The 21,942-nt window shown below is 67.9% G+C and carries 22 protein-coding genes; 14 read left to right on the top strand and 8 right to left on the bottom strand.

Going from position 1 to position 21,942, the window contains the following annotated elements:
- Positions 1–3: 3 nt before the first annotated feature.
- The 3 genes from ACFTZB_RS19565 to ACFTZB_RS19555 all read right to left on the bottom strand — a co-directional run bounded on the left by ACFTZB_RS19565 (position 4) and on the right by ACFTZB_RS19555 (position 2,949).
- Positions 4–1,158, bottom strand: a complete 1,155-nt coding sequence (locus tag ACFTZB_RS19565; RefSeq protein ID WP_378433608.1) for an acyl-CoA dehydrogenase family protein — start codon at positions 1,156–1,158, stop codon at positions 4–6.
- A gap of 225 nt (positions 1,159–1,383) precedes the next feature.
- Positions 1,384–1,914 carry a MarR family winged helix-turn-helix transcriptional regulator gene (locus ACFTZB_RS19560; RefSeq protein ID WP_378433607.1) on the bottom strand — a complete coding sequence of 177 codons (531 nt, stop codon included), beginning with the start codon at positions 1,912–1,914 and terminating at the stop codon, positions 1,384–1,386.
- 54 nt (positions 1,915–1,968) lie between these two features.
- Complete coding sequence (locus ACFTZB_RS19555) at positions 1,969–2,949, bottom strand: zinc-binding alcohol dehydrogenase family protein (RefSeq protein ID WP_378433606.1); 981 nt, start codon at positions 2,947–2,949, stop codon at positions 1,969–1,971.
- Positions 2,950–3,148: 199 nt separating this feature from the next.
- Between ACFTZB_RS19555 and ACFTZB_RS19550 the strand changes: the two genes are divergently transcribed.
- Positions 3,149–3,541, top strand: coding sequence for a lipase family protein (locus ACFTZB_RS19550; protein ID WP_378433605.1), 393 nt, complete (start codon positions 3,149–3,151; stop codon positions 3,539–3,541).
- Between the two features lie 12 nt (positions 3,542–3,553).
- On the opposite strand, the gene ACFTZB_RS19545 is transcribed toward ACFTZB_RS19550, so the two are convergent.
- Positions 3,554–4,963: an FAD-binding protein gene (locus ACFTZB_RS19545; protein ID WP_378433604.1), complete on the bottom strand. Its 1,410-nt coding sequence runs from the start codon at positions 4,961–4,963 to the stop codon at positions 3,554–3,556.
- Between the two features lie 9 nt (positions 4,964–4,972).
- The gene (locus tag ACFTZB_RS19540; RefSeq protein ID WP_378433603.1) at positions 4,973–6,169 is read right to left on the bottom strand and encodes an Ig-like domain-containing protein; all 1,197 of its coding nucleotides are present in this window, start codon (positions 6,167–6,169) and stop codon (positions 4,973–4,975) included.
- Between the two features lie 249 nt (positions 6,170–6,418).
- On the opposite strand from ACFTZB_RS19540, the gene ACFTZB_RS19535 reads away from it, so the two are divergent.
- Together ACFTZB_RS19535 and ACFTZB_RS19530 are read left to right on the top strand one after the other, a co-directional pair.
- Complete coding sequence (locus tag ACFTZB_RS19535; RefSeq protein ID WP_378433602.1) at positions 6,419–6,874, top strand: MarR family winged helix-turn-helix transcriptional regulator; 456 nt, start codon at positions 6,419–6,421, stop codon at positions 6,872–6,874.
- Positions 6,871–8,283, top strand: coding sequence for an MFS transporter (locus ACFTZB_RS19530; RefSeq protein WP_378433601.1), 1,413 nt, complete (start codon positions 6,871–6,873; stop codon positions 8,281–8,283). Before ACFTZB_RS19535 ends, ACFTZB_RS19530 begins: the two co-directional genes overlap by 4 nt.
- An 8-nt stretch (positions 8,284–8,291) precedes the next feature.
- Here ACFTZB_RS19530 and ACFTZB_RS19525 read toward each other — a convergent pair whose 3' ends face one another.
- Positions 8,292–8,870 (bottom strand): helix-turn-helix domain-containing protein, encoded by a 579-nt coding sequence (locus tag ACFTZB_RS19525; RefSeq protein ID WP_378433600.1) that lies wholly within the window; start codon positions 8,868–8,870, stop codon positions 8,292–8,294.
- 70 nt (positions 8,871–8,940) lie between these two features.
- On the opposite strand from ACFTZB_RS19525, the gene ACFTZB_RS19520 reads away from it, so the two are divergent.
- A complete protein-coding gene (locus ACFTZB_RS19520; protein ID WP_378433599.1) occupies positions 8,941–9,411 on the top strand; it encodes a group II truncated hemoglobin in 471 nt (156 codons plus the stop codon).
- 25 nt (positions 9,412–9,436) lie between these two features.
- Here the strand turns inward: ACFTZB_RS19520 and ACFTZB_RS19515 are convergent, their stop codons facing one another.
- Positions 9,437–10,567: a nitric oxide synthase oxygenase gene (locus ACFTZB_RS19515; RefSeq protein ID WP_378433612.1), complete on the bottom strand. Its 1,131-nt coding sequence runs from the start codon at positions 10,565–10,567 to the stop codon at positions 9,437–9,439.
- A gap of 141 nt (positions 10,568–10,708) precedes the next feature.
- Here ACFTZB_RS19515 and ACFTZB_RS19510 point away from each other — a divergent pair, with 141 nt between their 5' ends.
- The 10 genes from ACFTZB_RS19510 (at position 10,709) to ACFTZB_RS19465 (ending at position 21,726) form a co-directional block, all read left to right on the top strand.
- The gene (locus tag ACFTZB_RS19510) at positions 10,709–11,683 is read left to right on the top strand and encodes an LLM class flavin-dependent oxidoreductase (protein ID WP_378433598.1); all 975 of its coding nucleotides are present in this window, start codon (positions 10,709–10,711) and stop codon (positions 11,681–11,683) included.
- Between the two features lie 113 nt (positions 11,684–11,796).
- Positions 11,797–12,813 carry a LacI family DNA-binding transcriptional regulator gene (locus tag ACFTZB_RS19505; protein ID WP_378433597.1) on the top strand — a complete coding sequence of 339 codons (1,017 nt, stop codon included), beginning with the start codon at positions 11,797–11,799 and terminating at the stop codon, positions 12,811–12,813.
- Positions 12,814–13,818, top strand: coding sequence for a 2-hydroxyacid dehydrogenase (locus tag ACFTZB_RS19500; protein WP_378433596.1), 1,005 nt, complete (start codon positions 12,814–12,816; stop codon positions 13,816–13,818).
- Positions 13,815–15,032: a D-mannonate dehydratase ManD gene (manD, locus tag ACFTZB_RS19495; RefSeq protein ID WP_378433595.1), complete on the top strand. Its 1,218-nt coding sequence runs from the start codon at positions 13,815–13,817 to the stop codon at positions 15,030–15,032. The genes ACFTZB_RS19500 and manD overlap by 4 nt, the downstream gene beginning before the upstream one ends.
- 5 nt (positions 15,033–15,037) lie before the next feature.
- Complete coding sequence (locus ACFTZB_RS19490; RefSeq protein WP_378433594.1) at positions 15,038–16,570, top strand: mannitol dehydrogenase family protein; 1,533 nt, start codon at positions 15,038–15,040, stop codon at positions 16,568–16,570.
- A gap of 49 nt (positions 16,571–16,619) precedes the next feature.
- Complete coding sequence (locus ACFTZB_RS19485) at positions 16,620–17,999, top strand: MFS transporter (RefSeq protein WP_378433593.1); 1,380 nt, start codon at positions 16,620–16,622, stop codon at positions 17,997–17,999.
- Positions 17,996–18,610, top strand: a complete 615-nt coding sequence (locus ACFTZB_RS19480; RefSeq protein ID WP_378433592.1) for a bifunctional 4-hydroxy-2-oxoglutarate aldolase/2-dehydro-3-deoxy-phosphogluconate aldolase — start codon at positions 17,996–17,998, stop codon at positions 18,608–18,610. The genes ACFTZB_RS19485 and ACFTZB_RS19480 overlap by 4 nt, the downstream gene beginning before the upstream one ends.
- Positions 18,610–19,548, top strand: coding sequence for a sugar kinase (locus ACFTZB_RS19475; protein ID WP_378433591.1), 939 nt, complete (start codon positions 18,610–18,612; stop codon positions 19,546–19,548). Before ACFTZB_RS19480 ends, ACFTZB_RS19475 begins: the two co-directional genes overlap by 1 nt.
- Before the next feature lie 35 nt (positions 19,549–19,583).
- Positions 19,584–20,654 (top strand): L-idonate 5-dehydrogenase, encoded by a 1,071-nt coding sequence (locus tag ACFTZB_RS19470; RefSeq protein WP_378433590.1) that lies wholly within the window; start codon positions 19,584–19,586, stop codon positions 20,652–20,654.
- 88 nt (positions 20,655–20,742) lie between these two features.
- Positions 20,743–21,726, top strand: a complete 984-nt coding sequence (locus tag ACFTZB_RS19465) for an MDR family oxidoreductase (RefSeq protein WP_378433589.1) — start codon at positions 20,743–20,745, stop codon at positions 21,724–21,726.
- A gap of 32 nt (positions 21,727–21,758) precedes the next feature.
- On the opposite strand, the gene ACFTZB_RS19460 is transcribed toward ACFTZB_RS19465, so the two are convergent.
- Positions 21,759–21,942, bottom strand: a 184-nt coding sequence (locus tag ACFTZB_RS19460) for a hypothetical protein (RefSeq protein ID WP_378433588.1), incomplete at its 5' end; no start/stop codon positions are given.

Below are 21,942 nucleotides of genomic sequence, written 5' to 3'. Positions count from 1 at the left end.
GGGTCAGAGAGATACGGTGCCGCGGGCGAAGATGTCCTTCGCGATGATGCGTTTCTGGATCTCGGCTGTGCCGTCCGCGACGAGGTACGCGGTGACGTCGCGGTAGCGTTGTTGCAGAGGAGATTCGGTCGAGTACCCGAGGTTTCCGTGTACGCGCATGGCGAACTCGATCGCGTTCTTGGCCACGACGGGAGGCCACCACTTGCTCATCGACGCCAGAGCGGTGTGCGGCTGGGCGGTTTCCCGGAGCCACAGCGCCCGGTAGCAGATCCAGCGAGCACCTTCCAGATAGGTTGCGTGCTCCGAGAATTGGAACGCGAGTCCCTGGTGCTCGGACAGCGGCTGCCCGAACGTCTCCCGTTGCTGCGCGTACGCGGCGGCTTCCTCCAGGCTCTGTTTCGCAGCGCCGAGGCACATCAGCCCGAGCGCGGCTCGGCTGAAGTCGAAGTGGTCCATGACCGAGTGAAAGCCCTTGCCGAGTTCGCCGACGAGATGCGACTCGGGAACGAAGACGTCGGACAGGTGAATGCTTCCCCAGCCCAAGGGCAGGCAGCCCATGCCGGGCATGTGGCTGACGCTGACCCCGTCCGCGTCGAGCGGTACGACGAAGCAACTGACACCCCGGGCACGGCTGGATCCGGGCTCTCGCGCGTAGACAAGTGCCGCAGTGGCATTCATCGCCCAGGAGATGGCCGTCTTCTCGCCGTTGAGGCGCCATCCGCCCTCTACTGCCGTTGCGGTGGTGGTCAGTGCACTCGCATCGGAGCCCGAGCCCGGTTCGGTCAACGCGATGGCGATGGTCTGCTCCCCGCATATGAGGGGAGGGAGGTAGCGCTCCTGGATCTCGTCCCGGCACAGCGCCAGTTGAGAGGCGACCAACCCGATCTGGACGGGGGCCGATGCCATGTTCACGTCGCCGTAGGCGAGGGTCTCGGTGGCGATTCCGAGGAGGACGGGGTCTTCGGTGCCCGTGCCGCCGTACTGTTCGGGCAGGCCGATGCCCAGCAATCCGAGGTCGCCGATCCTCTTCAGAATGTCGAAAGGGAAGTCCGTTGACGCGGCTCGGTCGCGGTAGCCGGGAAGTAGAACGCGGTTGCTGAACGCGGCCAGCGTCTTTCGGAACTCTTCGTGTTCGTCGGTGAATGCGAATGAAACCATCGGAGTGTGCTCCTGTGCGTGACTCGGCTGGGGGATCACGGCGAGGGTGCGTTGTCGTGCAGTGAGAAGCCGGACGGCCCGTTCCTCGTCCCGTGAGAACTATTCTAGGTTTGAATAGTAGGGCGTCAAAGCTAATGAGGCAAGAGATGTGCCGGGTAGATGTCTACTTGGGAGATGCGGCGCCCGGGTCCGGCACCTCAACCGCGAGAGGGTCTCCGGCGGTTCTCAGTCCCCGGTTTCGACGTCACCGACGGCGCGACGTACCTGTTGCAGTTGTTCGATCAACGCTTCCAGGGTGTCGGTGTCGACGGGCGCAAGGCCGAAGCGCACTGCGGCGAGGCGATCGTTCGCATCCTCGACCACCTCCAGGCCGGCCGGGGTGAGGGTTGCGAGAACGGTGCGGCGATCCGTCGCGTGGGCTTTGCGTTCGACGAGGCCCGCCTTGACGAGTTGGTCGACCGCCATCGACACGGTGGTGGGGTGGACCATGAGGTACTTGCTCAACTTGCCGAGCGTGCGAGTGCGCTGCTTCGACAGTTGCAGCGACGTGAGAATGAGATAGGCGTTGCGCGACAGTCGAAGTGAACGCAGTTCCTGGTCCATGGCGCGCACGATCCACTGGTGCGTGCGGAGCAACGCCATCGTGGTTCCGAACTCCAGATCGGCCGAATCGCGCCGCTGGGACCATTCGGCTCGCATCCAGTCGACCACGTCGTGGCGCTCGTCGTCGGCCGGCGTCGGGAGCTCACTCGCCACTGGGCGTCCTCTCGTCGTCACCGAACCGCGTCGAGGTAGATCATAGAACCGCGGTCAGCCGTGCGAGAGAACGACCTTCCCGAACCCGCTTCCCTGTTCGAGATGCTTGTGTGCGGCGGCCGCTTCGGCGAGGGGGAATGCCGCGCTGATGGGTACGGGCGGGACGGATTCGGTGTCCAGTAGTGTCAGTAGCCCCGCGAAGTCCCCGGGACTGCCCATCGTGGTCCCGATCAGTTCGTACTGACCGAAGTAGAAAGGTCGGACGTCGAGGGTGGCGAGCTCGCTGCGCGACGCGCCCAGCACGACCAGGCGGCCACCCGGCCGCAGTGCGGCGATGGACTGCTCCCACGTCCCCACCGCATCCAGGACGAGGTCGAATCCCTGCCCGCCCGGGGTGAGCCGGCGAGCCTCGTCCGGCCATTCGGGGTCGGTGTAGAGCACGCCGTTCGCGGCGCCGAGTTCCTGTGCCTGCGCGATCTTGGCCGCCGTGGAGGACGTGACGGTGACGTTCGCTCCTACTGCGGAAGCCAGCATGACGGCCATGGTCGCGACGCCGCCGCCTGCACCCAGGACGAGCACGTTCTCGCCGGCGCGGAGGCGGCCGCGCGTGAACAGGGCGCGGTAGGTGGTGAGTCCGACGAGGGGCAGTGCGGCGGCCTGCTCCCAGCTGAGTCCGCGTGGTTTGGGGGCGACGCAGTCTGCGGGAACGCGTACCAACTCGGCATAGGTGCCTCGCTGGTGATCGCCGAGGATCTCCCATTGTGCGCTCGGCGCGGCGTCGCGATCTCCCCACCACAGCGACGGGAGGACGAGAACCTCCTCGCCCGTGTCGGTGCGAATACCTGCACCGTCGGCGCCGAGTACGTGCGGCAGCGGTGACGAATACTTGCCCTGCCGGACGAGGACGTCGTGCCAGTTGAGCGCGGCCGCCTTCAGACGAACGGTGACCCAGCCCGAGCTCGCCACGGGGTCGGAAATCGACTCCACCTTCAAGACATCCGGCTCCCCGAATTCTCGCAACACGACGGCGTCCACACAAAGTCCTTTCGGTCGTACCATTCGCACGGTAGCATGTTTTCGTGCCCATTCGGCGGTGGTTGCGCCTTCTGGTCGCGGCGGTGACGGGACGGAGGGTGCCGATCCCGGTCGATTCCTGGCAGCTGCTGTACAAGTCGCTCGACTCCCACCGAGAACCGGTGGCGGGCGTCGCCACGGTCCTTGTCCCGAGAACACCATGGACGGGCGAGGCCCCCGTCCCCTCGTCTCGCATCAGACCGCGGAAGGCAGTCTCGGATCTCGGTGCGCACCGTCCTACGCGCTCACTGCGGGGCTCGGAGCCGCGACGTCGAACGCCGCATCAGAGTCGTTGATGGTCGCGTATCTGCTATCCCGTGGTTGGGCGGTCGTCACCGCCGACTACGAAGGACCGGAATCCGAATTCCTCGCCGGACCACAGGCCGGCTACGCGGTTCTCGACGGCATCCGCGCTGCCCTCCAGTTCGGGCCGAGTGGACTGAGCCCGCATGTGCCGAGTGACAACACCACACTGATCTCCGGCGCGCCGGGTGCGATCGACTTCCTTGCAGCACGTTTCGCCGGCCGGGCTGCCATCGACGATTGCGTGTGACATCTGCGACTCTTAGAGCGGGTAGTGCGTCAGCACCCCCATCGGATCGTGCCGCTGCCGTAGTTCTCGGAGGCGCCGGAGGTTTCCGCCGTAGGCCGCGTCGATCTCTGCGCCGGTCTCGGGGAATCCGGGCCGGACTTCGACGCTGTAGACGCCGGTGGTGTGGGGTGCGAGTGCGTCGAGGGTGCCGCCCGCCCAGGACAGGCAGGCGGCGCCGTCGTAGGGGTCGGACCAGATCGCGTTGAGGGGGATGTTCCATTCGCCGCCGCGACCCCAGAAGGCGGTGTCCTTGTCGCCCACGTCGGCGAGTGCACCGCCGGTGTGCTGGAAGTCGATTCGACATTCCCGCGTCGGCGCCCCGCGGATCTGCGTGGCCAAGGCTTCCGCCAGGTGGGAATCGAGGGTCGGTCCGGTGAAGACGGCCTTCCCGAAGAACGACGCCCGGTGGTCACCCGGTTGGGGAAGCCGGATCGGTTCGGGTTCTTCGCCGTCGGCTCCGGGTGGCGCGAATTCGGGTAGCCCGGCGAGGTAGGTGCCCGTCGTCTCGGACCGGTACAGCACGCTGCCCGACACGGCGGCGACCGAGGTGGCGGCGGCCCGGGCGCGGTCGATGTCGGATGCGTCCCCGCTCGCGCACGCGGTGTACACGAACAGGACGGGTTCGTCGGCGGACAGTGCGCTGTAACCGAGTACCGCGCCCATCGTCGTGTCACGCGGAAGCGTCGGTGCGACACGGAAATAGGTGGCGAGCGCTTCGAGTCCGAGCACCATCCGATCGACCCACACCGGACCCTGCGGATGGGTGCGCAGCACCGCCGACGTGACGACTCCGAAGCACGGTGCGCAACCCCGGACCGCCCACCACAGGTCGGCCTCGTCGCCGGTACTGGCATCGGACAGGTGGACGACTTCGCCGGAGGGCAGCACGAGTTCGACCTCGAGCAGTTGATCGACGGTCAGACCGAGACTGCGGGTGAGGTAGCCGACGCCGCCGCGGGTGACGAGTCCGAAACCCGCATGTCCGACGATTCCCACCGGCACCACCCGGCCGGTGTGGGCGAGGGCGTTCAGCATGGTTCCCACGGTGGCGCCGCCGGCGACGACCACTCGATCGTCCTCGGGCCGCGCCGTGTTCATCTGCGCCGACAGGTCGAGCATGACGGCGTCGTCGGCGACGCAGTTGGAACTCAGCCCGCCGCCGCGGACGGTGACGGTGCCGCCCGTCCGGTGCACGACCCGCATGACGGAGGAGACTTCCTCCACGGACTCCGGTTCGACGACGCAGGACGGGCGGCGTCGCGCGGCGTCGGGAAAGAACACTCTGCCCAGTGCGGTGTGGTAGTCGTCGGTGTCCGGCAGATGAACCCGGTGCGGGAGCACCGCCTTCAGCTGCGCGACACATTCCGCGGATGGTGAACTCACGAGCGCCTCCTATCCGGTTGCGTTACCTGCCTGCCACTCGGCCCACGGGACCTCCCAGTCCCCGTACGTGTCCCACACGGGCAGGATCGGTCCGCCCGAGTTGGTGATCTCGACGACGTCGCCGATACCGAAGTGGTCGAACATCCACTGGGCGTTGGCCGGAGCCAGGTTCACGCAGCCGTGGGAGACGTTGCTGTTGCCCTGATCGCCGACCGACCACGGCGCCGAGTGGACGAACTCACCGTCGTTCGAGATGCGGAGGTTCAGGTCGACCTTCTCGCGGTAGTAGTCGGGGTCACCGGCGCAGACCCCGTACGTGCAGGAGTCCATGATGATGCTCTGCTGCTTGTCGGAGACCACGTGCGGGCCCTCGTGCGACGGGTGGTCGGGGGAGCCGAGACTCATCGGCATCGAGGTCTCCTGGACACCGTTGTGGAACACGGTGAGCACCTCGCTGGCCCCGTCCGCCTTGGCGACCCACGAGTCGTGCACCGTGTAGTCGGCGGCATTGTTCTCGGCGCCGAAGACGCCGTCGCCCAGGTCGACGCCGAACACGTCCGCCTCGATGTGGATCTTGGTTCCCGGCGCCCAATAGTTCGCGGCGCGGTAGTGCGCGTTCTGGTCGTCGGTCCAGTACCAGGCCCCGGGCTGCGGCGGTGTCGTCGTCACGTGCAGTCGCTCCTGCACCGCGGCCTTGTTGGCGACCGGAGCGGTGAACTGGAAGACCATGGGCTGGCCGACGCCGATGCCCGTGTCGGCGACGACCTCGGGTGCCGGGACGACATTCGCATACGCGGTGGAGCTGGGAGTCATCGTCGTCACCGTGAACGTCTGCTCGACGGGGGCGCCGTCGGGGTTCGCTGCGTCGGCGACGACCGTGTACGTGGACCCGTATCCGAGGGGCGCGCTGCTCGTCCAACTCGTGCCGTCGGGAGCGAGGGCACCGGCGACCGGTGCGCCGGCGTCCGCGGGATTCGTGACCGTCACGGTGGTCAGCCGCCCGCCGGTGGCGGTGACCACGATCGGGGTGGTCGGGTTGATCGGTGCGCCGTCGGCCGCGGTAACGGCAATCGTGGCGGGCGCGGCCTGGGTGGTGGTCGGGGGTGCCGAGGTGCCGGCGTCTCCGATGGTGCATGCCGTGGCCAGGAACGTCAGGGCCACCACGGCAACGATGCCGGCTGTCCGTGTGCGGAGAGTCACGACCACCTTCTTTCGGATCTCGATCAGCGTTCGCCGTTCCTCATACTGCCAGCGATCGGCTCGGAGTTTCCTGTGAGACGCCCGCGGGTGCCGCCCGACCTGCGGAAATTCGACCAACCAGCGTTCATTAGGCAGTCTTGCTGGCTAAGTTCAACGCTGGGAGCGCGGGTTTGTGCCGGAATTTAAGCATTGATTGTCGAAAATAAAACAGCTAGACTGGCTAATGAATCCGACCGGCGAACGAGAGGCGAATACATGGACGAGAAGGCTGATCGACTCCGCGAGGACGTCGTCATGTTCACCCGCCGCATCCGGACCCAGCGCTCCGGGCATCTGCTCACGCCCTCGCAGTTGCAGGCCCTCGCGCATCTCGACCGGGAAGGTCCGATGAGCGCCCGCGCCCTCGCCGATCTCGAGCAGGTGGCGCCGCAGTCCATCGCGCGGACCGTCTCGATCCTCGAGGACTCCGGGATGGTATCCCGCACGGTGGACCCCCAGGACGCGCGGGCGAGCATCGTCGCGATCACCGCGCAGGGATTGCAGACCCTCACCGCCGACCGGTCGCGGCGGAGCGAATGGCTCTCGGCGGCGCTCGCCACCGAATGCACCGAGGCTGAACGCGACCTCCTCTACATCGCCGGACGGCTGCTCCGCCGACTCGCAGCAACCCCCGAGTCGGCGCCGCAGCGGGAGTCACTGATGAACTCGTGAGCGCGACCGTCACCGAAACCGTTGTCGCGCAGAAGTCGCCGTCCGTACCGTTCCGGGTCAGCGGATCCGTCGCCACCGGGAGCATCCTCCAACCCCTGAACTCGTCGATGATCGCGGTGGCGATCGTCGGCATCGCCGCCCAGTTCGGCTCGTCGTCCGGCATCACCTGGGTGATCTCCGCGCTCTACATCGCCACCGCCGTCACCGCGCCGATGGCGGGGAAACTCGGCGCCCTCCTCGGCGCCCGGAAGGTGTACCTCGGGGGACTCGCACTGGTGGCGCTGGGCTCCGTGGCCGGTCTACTTGCACCCACGGTCGGCTGGCTGATCTTCTCCCGCATCCTCGTCGGAATCGGCACCGCCACCCAGTATCCCAACGCGATGACGATGATCCGCGGATACGCGGAACGGCACGGTGCGCAACCGCGCACCGCGATCACGACCCTCGCGATCTGCAGCCAGGCCGTCGTGGCGCTCGGCCCGACGCTCGGCGGACTACTGGTGGGTGCGTTCGGCTGGCAGTCGATCATGTGGATCAACCTCCCGATCGTTCTGTTCAGCGCGATCGCGGTCACGAAATTCGCGAACGTCGGCTTCGTCGGCGGCATGTCGGTCAGCCGGCGCCAGCTGGTGCACGCACTCGACGTCGTGGGGGTCCTGCTGTTCCTCGCGCTCATCTCGTCCACGATGCTGTTCCTGCTGTCGGTCACCACCGACCCGGTGTGGTGGCTGATCCCTGTGTGGGCGCTGGTGCTGGCCCTGTTCGTCCAGTGGGAACGTCGGGCGGACGAACCGTTCATCGACGTTCGGGCCCTGGCCCGGAACCGGGCGCTCAGCGCGACCCTCGCGCGGACCCTCCTCACCTACACGGCCTTCTACTGCGTCTTCTTCGGAATCCCGCAGTGGCTGCAGTACTCCCGGGGGATGGGCGCCACCGAGGCGGGTCTGACGATGCTGCCCGTCGCCGTCGTCGGTATCGGCTCCACACTGCTCGCGTCCCGGACGTACCGCAGGCACGGGGTGCGCCGAACGCTCACCGTCGGAACGTGCGCGCTGCTGGTCGGCGGGGTGCTCCTCGCCTCGGTGGAGAGCAGCACCGCCCCGATCGTCGTGCTGCTCATGGTGGCCGCAGTGCTGGGAATCCCCAACGGTTTCAACAACATCGGTAACCAGAATCTGATCAGCTCGGTCACGTCCGTCGAGGAAGTGGGCACGGCGATCGGGATGTACCGCACCGTGCAGTACATCGGGGCGAACCTGTCGGCCGTCGTGCTGCAGGCCACCGCCGGTCACGTCATCGGCGACGACGGACTACACCGCACGGGATGGTTCATCGCGATCACGGGTGTCCTCCTCCTCGCCGGGGTCCTGATGTCGCGGAACATGGGCGACCGCCGGTCCGCTGCGTAGGGAGCACGTCAGGAGGAAACCGTTCCTCCGACCGCCCGCCAGATCAGCGCCGCGGTCCGGGTAGGCCAGTCCGCGGGAGGTGGATCGCCGGCCAGGGCGCGGCCGTACCAACTGCCCGTGGTCATCGTGACAGCGACCTCGAGATCGGCGTCGGCGTCGATCATCTTCAGCTCCGCGGCGCGATCCAGGATGGCGCGGATACGACGGCGGCGCGGTGCCACCACCCGGGCACGGTACTGCGCGCGGACGTCGCCGTCCGTCGTGTCCTGCAGCATCGTCCCGACCAGCGACAGCCGGCCGGTGCGCGACACCCCGCGCTGGAAGTCGGCCAGTTCGCGAACCAGATCACCGAACGGGTCCGCCGACGACCGGCCGGTCTCCTCGTCGGCCAACTGCGCCACGACGGCGGCGGCCAACTCTGCCTTCGTCGCCCACCGGCGGTACAGCGCCTGGCGGGTGGTGCCGGCCTCGGCCGCGATCGCGGCGAGCGACATCGCGTCGTAGCCGGCCCGGGACAGTTGTCGGCCCGCAACTCTCAGCACCCGGGTGTCGATGTCGGTGTCGCGACTGCGCCCGGCCACACTCATGCTCGAACCTCTTTTCAATCCAATACTGATGTGTATTGTAATGGAGAGACGACGGAAATCGGGAGCTCGCATGAGTGATCAGGACACCCCGTCCCTATACGAGTGGGCGGGCGGTGAGCAGTCGTTCCGGCGGCTGATCGACGCCTTCTACGACCGGGTGGAGCGCGACGAACTGCTGTCGCCGATGTTCGCCGGCGGCGTCCACGAGGAGCATCGCCGCAACGTCACCCTGTGGTGGTGCGAGGTGTTCGGCGGCCCGCCGCGATACACCGAAACCCTCGGCGGCTACGAACGGATGTTGCGGCACCACATCGGTCTCGGCATCACGCCGGAACAGCGGCACCGCTTCGCCGCGACCATGAGTCTCGCCGCTGACGACGCGGCCCTGCCGTCCGACCCCGAATTCCGCTCGGCCTTCATGGCATACGTCGAGTGGGGGACCCGGCTCGCCCTGCAGAATTCGAGTCCGGGAGCCGAGGTGGTCGAGCACGCACCCGTCCCGCACTGGGGTTGGGGCGTCGCCCCGCCCTACCGCGGTTGACCGGGCAGGGCGTCGGGCCGACGTCCTACAGGTTCCCGCCGGTGATCGGACACCCCGACGTCGTGGGCGCCGGGAGAAAGTTGGGGCGAATGTCCATGTCGGGCGCGTCGTAGAGCCGGTGGAACGTCGGGGTGAGCGCCGCCGACATCGGTGGGTTGATCCACGACCAGTCGGTGGGGCACTTCCGGCCCAGCGATTCCTCGCGTTCGACATGGCTGATGAACTGCTTGGCGACGGTGTGGTGATCGACCATGTGCACCCCGGACTGCCGGTAACTGTGGATCACGGCGCGGTTCAGTTCGACCAGTGCCCGGTCGCGCCACAGCGTTCGCTCCGAGGACGTGTCCAGGCACAGCTTCTCGGCGATGGCCGGCAGCATGTCGTAGCGATCCTGGTCGCTGAGGTTGCGGGCCCCGACCTCGGTGCTCACGTACCAGCCACTGAACGGGGCGAGTGGGTAGGTCAGCCCGCCGACCGAGAAGTGCATGTTCGACACGGCAGGCACGGCATGCCATTTGAGACCGAGATCGGCGAACCAGGCGTAGTCGGGGTGCTCGATCTCGACCTCGAGCACCAGCTCGGATGGAATCTCGTACCAGCGCAGCGTCTCGTCGGGGGTGCTCACCAGCAGCGGCAGCACGTCGAACGGCGTGCCTGCGCCCCGCCACCCCATCTTCGTCACCGCCTCGGTGATACCGACCTGGGCGGGGTCCCCGGTCACCGTCCCGTCCGCGTGGCGGTAGCCGGCGTAGCGGATCAGTTGCGGGCTGACGATCTTGTACTCGCGTCCGTCCGCCAGCGGTAGGGGACCGACCGTGATGACCGAGCGCAGCGCGCCCCCGTTCGTCGCGACCCGCAGGTGCTCCCAGCACGCCTCCGCAATCTCGTCCGCGGTGGTGGCGTGGCGGGCATCGATCAGCTTCAGCGTGCGCCAGTGCTTGCGACCGACGCAGCGGGCGTGATTGCGCCACGCCAGCTGCGAACCGACTTCCAGTTCCTCCACGGTGTGCTCGTAGCGGCCCGTCTCGGCCAGCGACTCCAGCGCGTCCGCGAGGCGGGCGGTGGGCAGGTGGGCCAGCTCGGGCTCGCTGAAGAACTCTGCGCACTCCCGCATCTGCGCTGCGGACCGCGACGTGACGTCCAGCGAGAACGACATAGTCCCTGTGCTGCTCACCATTGACCTCCTGGCGATCGTGGATCCTGCGGCGGTCAGTATGTCAGCGAAGCGGGCACACCGGTCCACCGAGTGCGGACGGGGTGAGGAAATACCGCCGGCAGGGCGGCGGTTCCCCCGGAGGTGAAGCTCTCGATTCTGGACCGGTCCCGCACGCGCCGCGGTGCGCCCGACTCTGCCGCGCTCACCGGAACGATCGAGCGGGCGGTGCACGCCGAACACCTCGGATTCGAGCGGTTCTGGGTGGCCGAGCACCACGCCGTGCCGGGCATCGCGAGCGGGTCGCCGCCCGTGCTGCTCGCGGCCCTCGGCGCCCGCACCAGCCGGATCCGGTTGGGTTCGGGTGGTGTAATGCTGCCGAACCACCAGCCGTTGGTGGTGGCCGAACAGTTCCTGGTGCTCGAGGCCATGTACCCGGGCCGCATCGACCTGGGGGTCGGGCGGTCCCTGGGATTCACCAAGCCGGTGCGGGAGGCACTGCGACGCGACCGCCACGCCCCCGACACGTTCGCGGACGACCTCGACGAGGTGCGGAACTACCTCGAGGGCAAGGGCACCGTGACGGCCCGGCCCCAGGTGGCGAGCCCCCCGTCGATGTTCGTTCTCGCCACGCGCCGCGGACTCGACTTCGCCGCGAAGGCCGGTCTGCCGGTGGTGGTGGGCGGGCCGATCCTCCACGGGTCGGGCGCGAGCGTTCCGGAACTCGACCGGTACCGCGACAGTTTCGTCCCGTCCGCCGCTAACCGGAACCCGTACGTGATGATCTCGCTCGAGGTCATGATCGCCGAGAACGACGACCGGGCCCGCGAACTGCTGCTCCCGGAGGCGTGGGCGCTGGCGCAATCGAGCCGGACCGGCGAGTTCCCGCCGCTCGAATCGGTCGCGGACATACGCACGCAGCCCTGGACCCCGCGGCTGCGCGAACAGGTCGACGCCACGATCGCGTCGTCGATCCACGGCGACGCCGAACAGGTGACGGTCGCGCTCGACGCGCTGAGGGCGCGCACCGGCGCCGACGAACTCCTGGCCTCGACGTCCACGTTCGACCGGGACGCGCTGTTCGAATCCGATCGGCTGTTGTCACTCCTGGACGTGTGACCGCGCACGGCGCACAACAGTTGCCGCAAGTCTTGCGCAAGGCTTGACAATCTTGCGCAAGCGGGTGAATAGTGTGTGTCGGCAGTCACAACGAACAGCGAGGCGGTAGCACCGTGGCACCCACCTTGACCGAGGTCGCTCAACGCGCAGGGGTATCCCTGTCCACCGCATCGCGGGCGTTCAGTGCCCCGGACCGGATCGGACCGGACACTCTCGCGCGGATCATCGCGGTCGCCGACGAGATCGGCTACCGGGCGGCGTCGCCGACACGCAACGACGCCGTGAGGCCGACGGCGACCACTGTCGCGGTCGTGGTGCCCGACATCGGGCACACGGTGTTCGCGAGTTTCGTGAAGGCGGCGCAGGCTCAGGGGTGGCACCGGCGGCAGACCGTGCTCCTCACCGACACGGACGGCAGCGCGGATCGTGAGCGCGAGGTCCTCGGCGAATTGCAGGGTCGTGTCGACGCACTCGTCGTCTGCGCGCCGCGACTGCCCGCCTCCGACATCGTGCAGCTTGCCGGCGACACCCCACTGGTGCTCGTCAACCGGTCCTCGCCCGAATGCGATTGCATCGTGGCGGATTCCGAGGACGGGCTTCGTCAGACCATCGACTACCTCGTCGCCCTCGGGCACGAGCACCTCGCCTACGTCCAGGGCTCGCCGCAGTCCTGGTCGAATCAGCGCCGCGTCGCCGCGGTCGAGGAATTCTGCAAGTCCCGCGATGTGCAGCTGAGCCTGCTCGGCTGGCAGCAGGAGACCCTCGCTGGTGGTCATGCCGCGGCCGCGAGCGTGATCGCGACCGGTGCGAGCGCCGTGATCACCCACAACGATCCGATGGCGATCGGTGTGATGAACGGCGTCCGCGCAATGGGCTTCTCGGTCCCGGACGACCTGAGCGTCGTCGGCATCGACGACTCACCGCTGGCCGAGCTCGCCAACCCCGCGCTCACGAGTGTCAACGTGCCCATGGCGAGAGCCGGCGTGCTGAGTCTCGACCTGGTGTACCAGCGCGCCGGCGAACCGGATTCCGACGTCCGTGAAGTTCACCTCCCCACACAACTTGTCGTCCGTGCGTCGGCCGGACCGTCGCACGATCGGGTGTTTCGCCCCGGAAAAGAGAGCCGTTAGATGAAAATCGTTGTCGCCGACAGTAATCTGATCCCACACCGGGCGCGGTTCGATGCCGCGGTTCCCACAGGATCGCAACTGTCCTGGCACGCCAGTTTCGACGAGGCCGCCCTGATCGAGGATCTGCGTGACGCCGACGTGTACGTCGGGGGAAAGTTCACGCCGTCGATGGCGTCGTCCGCGACCACGCTGCGGCTCGTCCACGTCGCCGGCGCCGGCACGGACAACATCTCGTTCGGCGCCCTGGCCCCCGACGTGCTGGTGGCGAATACCTTCCACCACGAGAAGTCGATCGCGGAATACGTCGTGGCGGCCGCAGTGATGCTTCGGCGCGGCTTCGTCGCCCAGGACGCGGCCCTGCGGCGCGGGGTGTGGGCGACGTCGGTCTACGACGACCGCCTCACGCAGTCGAATTCACTGCAGGGTGCGCGGGTGGGTTTCGTGGGTTTCGGCCACATCGGCAACGCCACGTGGAATCTGTTCCGGGCATTCGGCGCGACAGGAGCGGCCGTGACCGGCCGTGGCAACGTCGATGCGACGGGTGAGGGGTTGGACTGGGCAGCCGATGTGTCCCAACTCGAGCGCCTGCTCGCCGAGTCCGACGTCGTCGTGGTGTCCGCACCGCTCGACGACCGGACACGGGGCATGATCGGCGCCGAGGAATTGCGCGCGCTCGGCAGCGACGGTGTGCTGGTGAACGTGGGCCGCGGACCACTCGTCCAGGAGCAGGCACTGTTCGACGCGCTGTCCTCGTCGACCATCGCGGCTGCGGCCATCGACGTCTGGTACGACTATCCCGGAGCCGACGGTCGAGGTGCGCCCAGTGCCCTCCCGTTCTCCGAACTCCCCAACACCATGATGACACCGCATTCTTCCGGGGTGTCGCGGCAGACGTTTCTCGGCCGCGTCGACGACATCACCGGCAACATCACCCGACTCGCACGCGGGGAGCAGTTGCGCAACGTCGTTGCTCCCGCGGTCGGAGCCAAAGGATCACGGGCATGACCGACAAGATCATCTCCGCGGACGTGCTGGTCTGCAGCCCCACCCGCAATTTCGTCACCCTGAAGATCACCACCGCCGACGGCGTCGTCGGTTACGGTGATGCGACACTGAACGGCCGCGAACTGTCCGTCGCGTCGTATCTGCGAGACCATGTCGCTCCCTTACTGATCGGACGAGATGCGACGCGGATCGAGGACACCTGGCAGTACCTCTACCGTGGGGTGTACTGGCGCCGAGGGCCGGTCACGATGGCCGCGATCGGCGCGGTCGACGTGGCGCTGTGGGACATCAAGGGCAAGACGCTCGGCCAGCCCGTCTACCAGTTGCTCGGCGGTGCCGTGCGTGACCGCGTCCTGTCCTACACCCACGCCACCGGGTGGGACGTGCCCGCGCTGCTCGACTCCGTCGATGCCAAGCGGGAGAGGGGCTTTCAGGCGATTCGTGTGCAGTCCGGGGTGCCCGGACTCGATTCGGTCTACGGCGTGCACAAGGGGGCGGCGGGATACGAGCCCGCGAGCCGCGGGGCACTCCCGGTCGAAGAAGTGTGGGACACGGACGCCTACCTCAATCATGTGCCCGGGGTTCTCGCGGCGGTCCGGGACCATGTCGGCCCCGACCTCAAGTTGCTGCACGACGCCCACCATCGACTCACCCCGCAGCAGGCCGCGCGGCTCGGCAAATCGCTCGAGCCGGTGAATCTGTTCTGGCTCGAGGACGTCACGACGGCCGAGAACCAGGACGCGTTGCGTCTGGTGCGCAACCACACCACGACGCCGCTGGCGATCGGCGAGGTCTTCAACACGATCTGGGATTGCCAGCACCTGATCACCGAGCAACTGATCGACTTCATTCGCGTGGCGATCGTCCACGCCGGCGGAATCAGCCACGTCCGCAAGATATTTGCGCTCGCCGAGGTGTATCAGGTGCGCGGCGGACCGCACGGCCCGTCGGACGTCTCGCCGATCTCCCTGGGCGCGAGCCTGCATCTCGGACTGGCGACGCCGAACTTCGGAATTCAGGAATACATGGGCTACGACCCGCTCGTCAGTGAGGTCTTCCCGCACGCGTGGTCGTTCGCGGACGGCCATCTCACCCCGGGTGACGCACCGGGTGTCGGAGTGACGATGAACGAGGAACTCGCGGCGAAGTATCCCTACGAACAGGCCTACCTCCCAGTGGCCCGGCGCCGCGACGGTTCCATGACGGATTGGTGACGAGCATGACCGAACACCCACTCTCACGCCGAAACGTTTCTGCTGCGGCACTGATCCACCGGCGGGTGCCGGAAGGTACCGGGATCGTGCACCTGGGGCTCGGCAACTTCCACCGTGCCCACCAGGCCGTCTACACCGCGCTGGCACTCGAACGCGAACCCGGTCCGTGGGGGATCCTCGGTGTGGCGAGCCGGTCGAGCGCCGTCGCCGATGCGATGACGGCGCAGGATCTGCTCTACAGCGTCGTCGAGATCTCGCCCGGTGGATCGCGTGTCAGTGTTCCCGGCTCCCATACCGGGACCCTGGTGGCCGAACAGGATCCGGAGTCCGTCGTCCACGCGATCGCGGATCCGGCAACGAAGATCGTGACGATCACCGTGACCGAACACGGGTATACCGTGTCTCCCGAGACCGGATCCCTCGACCTCGACTCCGACGCCGTCCGGCGTGATCTCGCCGAGGCCTCGACGCCGCGCACGACGATCGGACAGATCGCCCGCGCACTGGCCCTGCGGGCGAGCACACACGGCACCCCGATCACCATCCTCAGCTGCGACAACCTGCTGGCAAACGGGCGGCAGACCGAACGGCTCGTGCGCGAGTTCGTCGGCACCTTCGGGGCACCCCTCCGTGAGGAGGTACTGACCTGGATGGATGCGTCCGCGACGTTCCCCAATTCGATGGTGGACCGCATCGTGCCCTCCAGTTCGGACCGATACAACGAGACGGCCCTGACGCACCTCGGCGTGCGGGACACGATCGCCGTCCCCGCCGAACCGTTCACGATGTGGGTGATGGAGGACAAGTTCGCCGCCGGCCGTCCCGCCTGGGAGCACGGCGGCGCGCTGTTCACCGACGACGTCGAGCCGTACGAGCTGATGAAGGTCCGGCTGCTCAACGGGACGCATTCGCTCATCGCGTACCTCGGCGCACTCGACGGGTGTGCCACCATCCCCGAGTCCGTGGCACGACCGTTCGTCGAGGACGCGGCGCGCCGCATCCTGTGCGACGAATACCTGCCGACAGTCGCCGTTCCCGAAGCGGTCGACACGGACGACTACATCCGGCAACTCTTTTCACGTTGGTCCAATACCGCTCTGGGACACCGCACCTCGCAGGTCGGCTCCGACGGATCGGTCAAATTGGCGCAGCGTATCCCGATCCCTGCGCTCGAACACCTCGGCCGCGGTGACGTCCCGCAGTTCCTTGCTCTGACCGTGGCGGCGTATCTCGCCTGCATCGCCCCGCTGCCTGGGTTCGACCCCGGCCCACACGCACGATCCATGACCGACCCCGCTCGACCGCGCCTGGCAGGAATGGCCGACAACGCCGCTTCCACTACAGAATTCGTTCGCTCCGTCTTCGTCGACGGAGGCCTGTTTCCCAGCGTTCTCGCTGCGCACACCGAGTTCGTCTCGCGGATTGCCGACTTCGTCGACATCATCGTCCGCCACGGGCCGGCTGTCGCCGCCGGTGAAGCATCCGCCCCGGTCCCGGACCTCGGCGCGATCACGCTGCAGTCCAGGGCGACCATCTGACTCTCTCACCCCTGCCCGGAATTTCCGGGAACCACCAATGGAGGAATCCATGGACACTACACTCGACCCCACGGTGAACCCGAAAACACCCGGCCGCGCAGGCGGTACACCCCAGGCAGACCCGGCCGCAGTCCGCCGGGCGGCGTGGGCGGGACTCATCGGCACCACACTCGAGCAGTACGACTTCGTCATCTACGGCACCGCCTCGGCGCTGATCTTCAACACACTGTTCTTTCCGAACATCTCGCCCGCGGCGGGCATCCTCGCGAGCTTCAGCGCCTACGCCGTCGGGTTCCTCGCCCGACCGCTCGGCGGCCTGTTCTTCTCGCGCTACGGCGAGCGTCTCGGCCGCAAATGGGTGCTCGTCGCGACCCTGATGCTGATGGGCGGCGCGACACTGGGTATCGGTCTTTTGCCCACCTACAGTCAGGTCGGGCTGCTCGCACCCGCTCTCCTCGTCGCGTGCCGATTCTTCCAGGGATTCGGCGCGGGCGCCGAACAGTCCGGTGGTGCAACCCTTCTGACGGAGACAGCGCAGATCGGCAGGAGAGGCCGGCTCGCCGCGCTGGTGATGACCGGGGCCGCGCTGGGCACGGCGCTCGGCGCAGTCGCGTGGATCGCCGCGCAGCTCCTGCCGGAGGAGCAGCTCATGTCCTGGGGTTGGCGGCTCGTCTTCATCAGCAGTCTGCTCGTGACTGTCGCCGCCTTCGTCATCCGTCGCAAGCTCAACGAGAGCCCGGTGTTCCAGGAACTCAAGGAGCAGCACCACGTTCCGAAGACGCCCGTGAAGGAGATCTTCGCGAACGGCAAGAAGCCGCTGTTCATCGTCATGTTCATGACGATCGGCATCAGCGCGCAGTCGTACACGTACCAGGTGTTCATGGCGTCGTACCTCAAGAACGACGTGCACGTCGACCCCACGTTCATTCCCAAGGTGCTGCTGGTCGGGGCCATCTGCGGCGGCATTGCGGCCTACGGGTTCGGTCGGCTGTCCGATCGGGTGGGCCGCAAGCCGGTGTACCTCTCGATCGTGATCGCTCTGATCATCCTGCCGGTGCCGACCTTCCTGGCTCTGAACACCGGCTCGCACCTGTTGATCACGATGGCGATGATCGTCGGCTTCATCCTGGCCTGCCAGGGCGCGGTCGGCGTCACCATGAGCTACTTCCCGGAGATCTTCGGCTCCCGCTACCGCTACGCCGGCGTCACTCTCGGACGTGAATTCGCGTCGATCTTCGGCGGCGGTGTCGCACCCCTCATCTGTGCGGCCCTCGTCACGGCCTTCTCCGGCTCCTGGATCCCCGTCGCGGTCTACATGATCGTGATGGCCGTGACCGTTCTGATCGCCTCGACGATGGCACCGGAAACCCGCGACCGCGACCTCACGCTGGCCGCCAACGCCACCGATCGCGAGGTGACGGCGGCATGACCTCCTCCGTCATCGCGGTGCTGCGCGCCGCGCACGCCGACCTCTACGCCCCGGTGGTGACCGTCCTCGCCGAGAACGGGGTGCGGGCCGTCGAGCTGACGATGAGCACACCGGGCACCCTCGACTCCCTGCGCAGCATCCGGCGCGACGCACCGGACGGCGTCGAGATCGGGGTCGGGACGGTCACCACCGCCGACCAGGCCCGGGCCGCCCTCGACGTGGGTGCCGACTTCCTCGTGACACCGACCACCAACCTCGACGTCATCGCCACGGCCGTGCGGGCTGGTGTCCCGATCTACCCGGGCGGATTCACCCCGACCGAGCTGTGGAACGGATGGAACGCGGGTGCGACCGCCGTGAAGTTGTTCCCTGCATCGGTCGTCGGCCCGGAGTACATCGCGCACCTGCGCGGGCCATTCCCCGACATCCAGGTCGTCCCGTCGGGTGGGGTGAGCATCGAGGACGTCCCCGCGTGGATGGCCGCCGGTGCGGCGTCGGTCAGCCTCGGCGGCCCCCTGATCGGGGACGCACTCCTCGGTGGGGACCTCGGTCAGCTGGCCGAACGATGCCGGCGCCTCGCGGGCGTCGTCGCAGAACCGGCGGTCGCGTGATGACGGTACTGACGTTCGGCGAAACCATGGCACTCACCCGAGCGGCGGACACCGGTGCACTCGCCCACACCTCGACGCTGCACCTGGGAATCGGCGGGGCCGAAACGAACTTCGCGATCGCGCTACGACGGCTCGGCGTGGACGTCGCCTGGGTCGGGCGCGTCGGCCAGGACAGCCTGGGTGATCTGGTCGAGCGTGAACTCCGGGCCGAGGGAATCACCGCAGACGTCATCCGCGATCCGGACGCCCCGACCGGACTGATGGTGAAGGAGCGGCGAACCGCCACCGCCACCCGCGTCTGGTACTACCGGACCGGCAGCGCAGGGTCGCGGCTCACGATGTCGGACATCGCGGACGACCGTCTCGAGTCGGCGTCGCTGCTGCATGTCACCGGCATCACCCCGGCCCTGTCCGACAGCGCCAGGAAGACCACTCTGTACTGCGTCGAACGGGCACGCGCACTGGGTATTCCGGTGTCGTTCGATCTCAACTACCGCCGTGCGCTGTGGTCGCCGGAAGAAGCGGGTCCCGTCTTCCGCGAGCTGATCGCGTTGTCGGACATCGTCTTCGCCGGTGAGGACGAGGCCGCGATCGCGGTGGGCGACGGCGACCCCGCAGAACTCGTCGAGCGTGTCCGCGACCTGGGTCCCCGCGAAAGCATCCTGAAACTGGGAGACCAGGGGTGCCTCGCGATGGTCGACGGCGAGACGTTCTCCCTGCCGGCGGTGCCGGTGACCGTCGTCGACTCCGTCGGGGCCGGAGACGGTTTCGTCGCCGGTTACATCGCGGACCGCCTCGCGGGAGAGTCACCCGGCGACCGTCTGAGGACCGCTGTGACCGTGGGGGCCTTCGCGTGCACCGTGTCCGGCGACTGGGAGGGCATGCCGCGCAGGGACGAACTCGGACTCCTCACCACCGCGGAACCCGTCACCAGATGACAAGCTCCCATCTCCGACAGAACTGGACTTCACCGATGAACACCACCGAGACCACCGGCACGGAAACGATCGAGATTCCGACGCATGCGCAGGCGGTCGTCGCCCACGGCGCGAACGACCTGCGCGTCGAGGACGTGCCGATCGCCGCACCGAAGCCGGACGAGGCGGTGATCCGCATCGCCTACGGCGGAATCTGCGGATCCGACCTCCACTACTGGCAGCACGGCGCCGCAGGCGAGTCGATCCTCCGCGCACCGATGCGGCTCGGGCACGAGGCGTCGGGCACGGTGCTGATCGGCGCGGCGGACGGCAGCGGTCCCCGGCCCGGCGCACCCGTCACCATCCATCCCGCGACACCCGGCGGCGACAGTACGACGTATCCGGCCGACCGCCCCAACATTTCCCCCGGATGCACGTACCTGGGCAGTGCGGCGCACTTTCCGCACGCGGACGGGTTGTTCGTCAGCCACGTCGCCGTCCCGACCCGCATGCTGCGGGTCCTCCCGTCCGGGCTCGATCTGCGGCTCGCCTCCTTGGCCGAGCCGGCGAGCGTGGCGTGGCACGCGGTCGCGCGGGCCGGGGACGTGGCGGGCCGGTCGGTCCTGGTCATCGGTGCCGGTCCGATCGGCGCGCTCGTCGTGGCGGTACTGAAGCGAGCGGGCGCCGGGAAGATCACGGCGGTGGACATGCACGAGTACCCGCTGAAGATCGCGCGCGACGTAGGCGCGGACGTGACCCTCACGGCCACCGACGCCGGCGCGGTCGCGGCGGTCGGAGCAGACGTCACCATCGAATGCTCCGGCAACCACCGCGGTCTGTCGTCGGCGATCCACGGGACCGCGCGCGGCGGCCGGGTCGTGATGGTCGGACTGCTTCCCTCCGGTGATCAGCCGGTACCCGTCTCGATCGCGATCACCCGGGAACTGGACCTGATCGGTTCGTTCCGGTTCAACGACGAGATCGACGAGGTCGTGGCCGCTCTCGCCGACGGCTCGCTGGCGGTCGATCCGATCATCACGGCCGAGTACGACGTAGCCGACGCGCTCACCGCGTTCGCGTCGGCCAAGGACGCGTCGTCGTCGAGCAAGGTTCTCCTCAGGTTCTGATCCCGGGATCCTCGCCCCGGCATCGTCGACGCGGCGCAGTTGTCGCATGATGGTCTCGACGCACCCCCGAGGTCAGGAGAGCAAGCTGATGAAGGAATTCACCGCCTGGATCGCTCGCGAGAACGAGGGCGCCATCGGCCTCTCCGCGGAGACGGTCGACGAATCGTTCCTGCCACAGGGCGAGGTCACGATCCAGGTCGAATACTCCAGCGTGAACTTCAAGGATGCGCTGGCGCTGACGCCGAAGGGCGGAGTGGTCCGCGAATATCCCATCGTGCCCGGCATCGACGTCGCAGGCATCGTCGCCGAGTCGCAGTCGCCGGAGTTCGCGGTCGGTGACAAGGTCGTCGCCCACGGTTACGACATCGGAACCGCCCGGCACGGCGGGTACGCGCAGTTCGCCCGCGTCCCGGCCGACTGGGTGGTGAAACTCGACGGCATGTCCACCCGCACCGCCGCCGCGATCGGGACCGCCGGTTTCACGGCCGCGATGAGCGTGGAGGCACTGCAGTCCCGCGGCGTCGAGCCGGGCCACGGTCCGGTGCTGGTCACCGGGGCGAGCGGCGGCGTCGGCACCGTCGCCGTCGACCTGCTGTCGGCGGCCGGCTTCGAGGTGGTCGCGTCGAGCGGAAAGCCGGAGAAGGCGGAACTGCTCACCCAGCTGGGCGCGAGCAAGGTGATCGGACGCCTCCCCGAACCCGACACGAAACCGCGTCCCCTCGGCAAGGCCCAGTGGGCTGCCGCGGTCGACTGTGTCGGCGGCGCCACCCTCGCCCACGTGCTCAGCACCATCGAATACGGCGGCGCCGTGGCGGCCAGTGGACTGACCGGCGGACCGAAGTTGGAGACCACGGTCCTGCCGTTCATCCTGCGCGGCGTCAGCCTGCTCGGCATCGACTCGGTGCAGTACCCGATCGACCAGCGGCGCCGACTGTGGGGCCGCCTCGCGTCCGACCTCGCACCCAGCCGCCTCGAGTCGATCACGCACGAGGTCCCGATTGCCGACGTCGTGTCGGTGATCGATCAGGTGCGGGCGGGCACGTGGTCGGGTCGTGCGCTGACGCGCCTGTGAGTACTTGTTAACGTCCGGCGGTTAACAAGTACTCACGGGCGGCGGAGCCGCACGATCCAGGCGCGGGTATCCGCCGGGTCGATCACGTCGTCGAGTTCGAAGATCGTCGCCGCGTTGAGTGCCTTCCCGTGCTGGTAGGCGGCGTCGACGAGTTGCGTGAACGCCGCGTCCCGCTCGGCGGGGTCGTCGAGCGCCGCGAGTTCCTTCCGGAACCCC

This window comes from Rhodococcus sp. NPDC057014 (assembly GCF_042673295.1).
Lineage (GTDB): Bacteria > Actinomycetota > Actinomycetes > Mycobacteriales > Mycobacteriaceae > Rhodococcus_F.
Note: the sequence above shows the minus strand (reverse complement) of the source record. Positions and strands in the feature narration are given on the sequence as shown.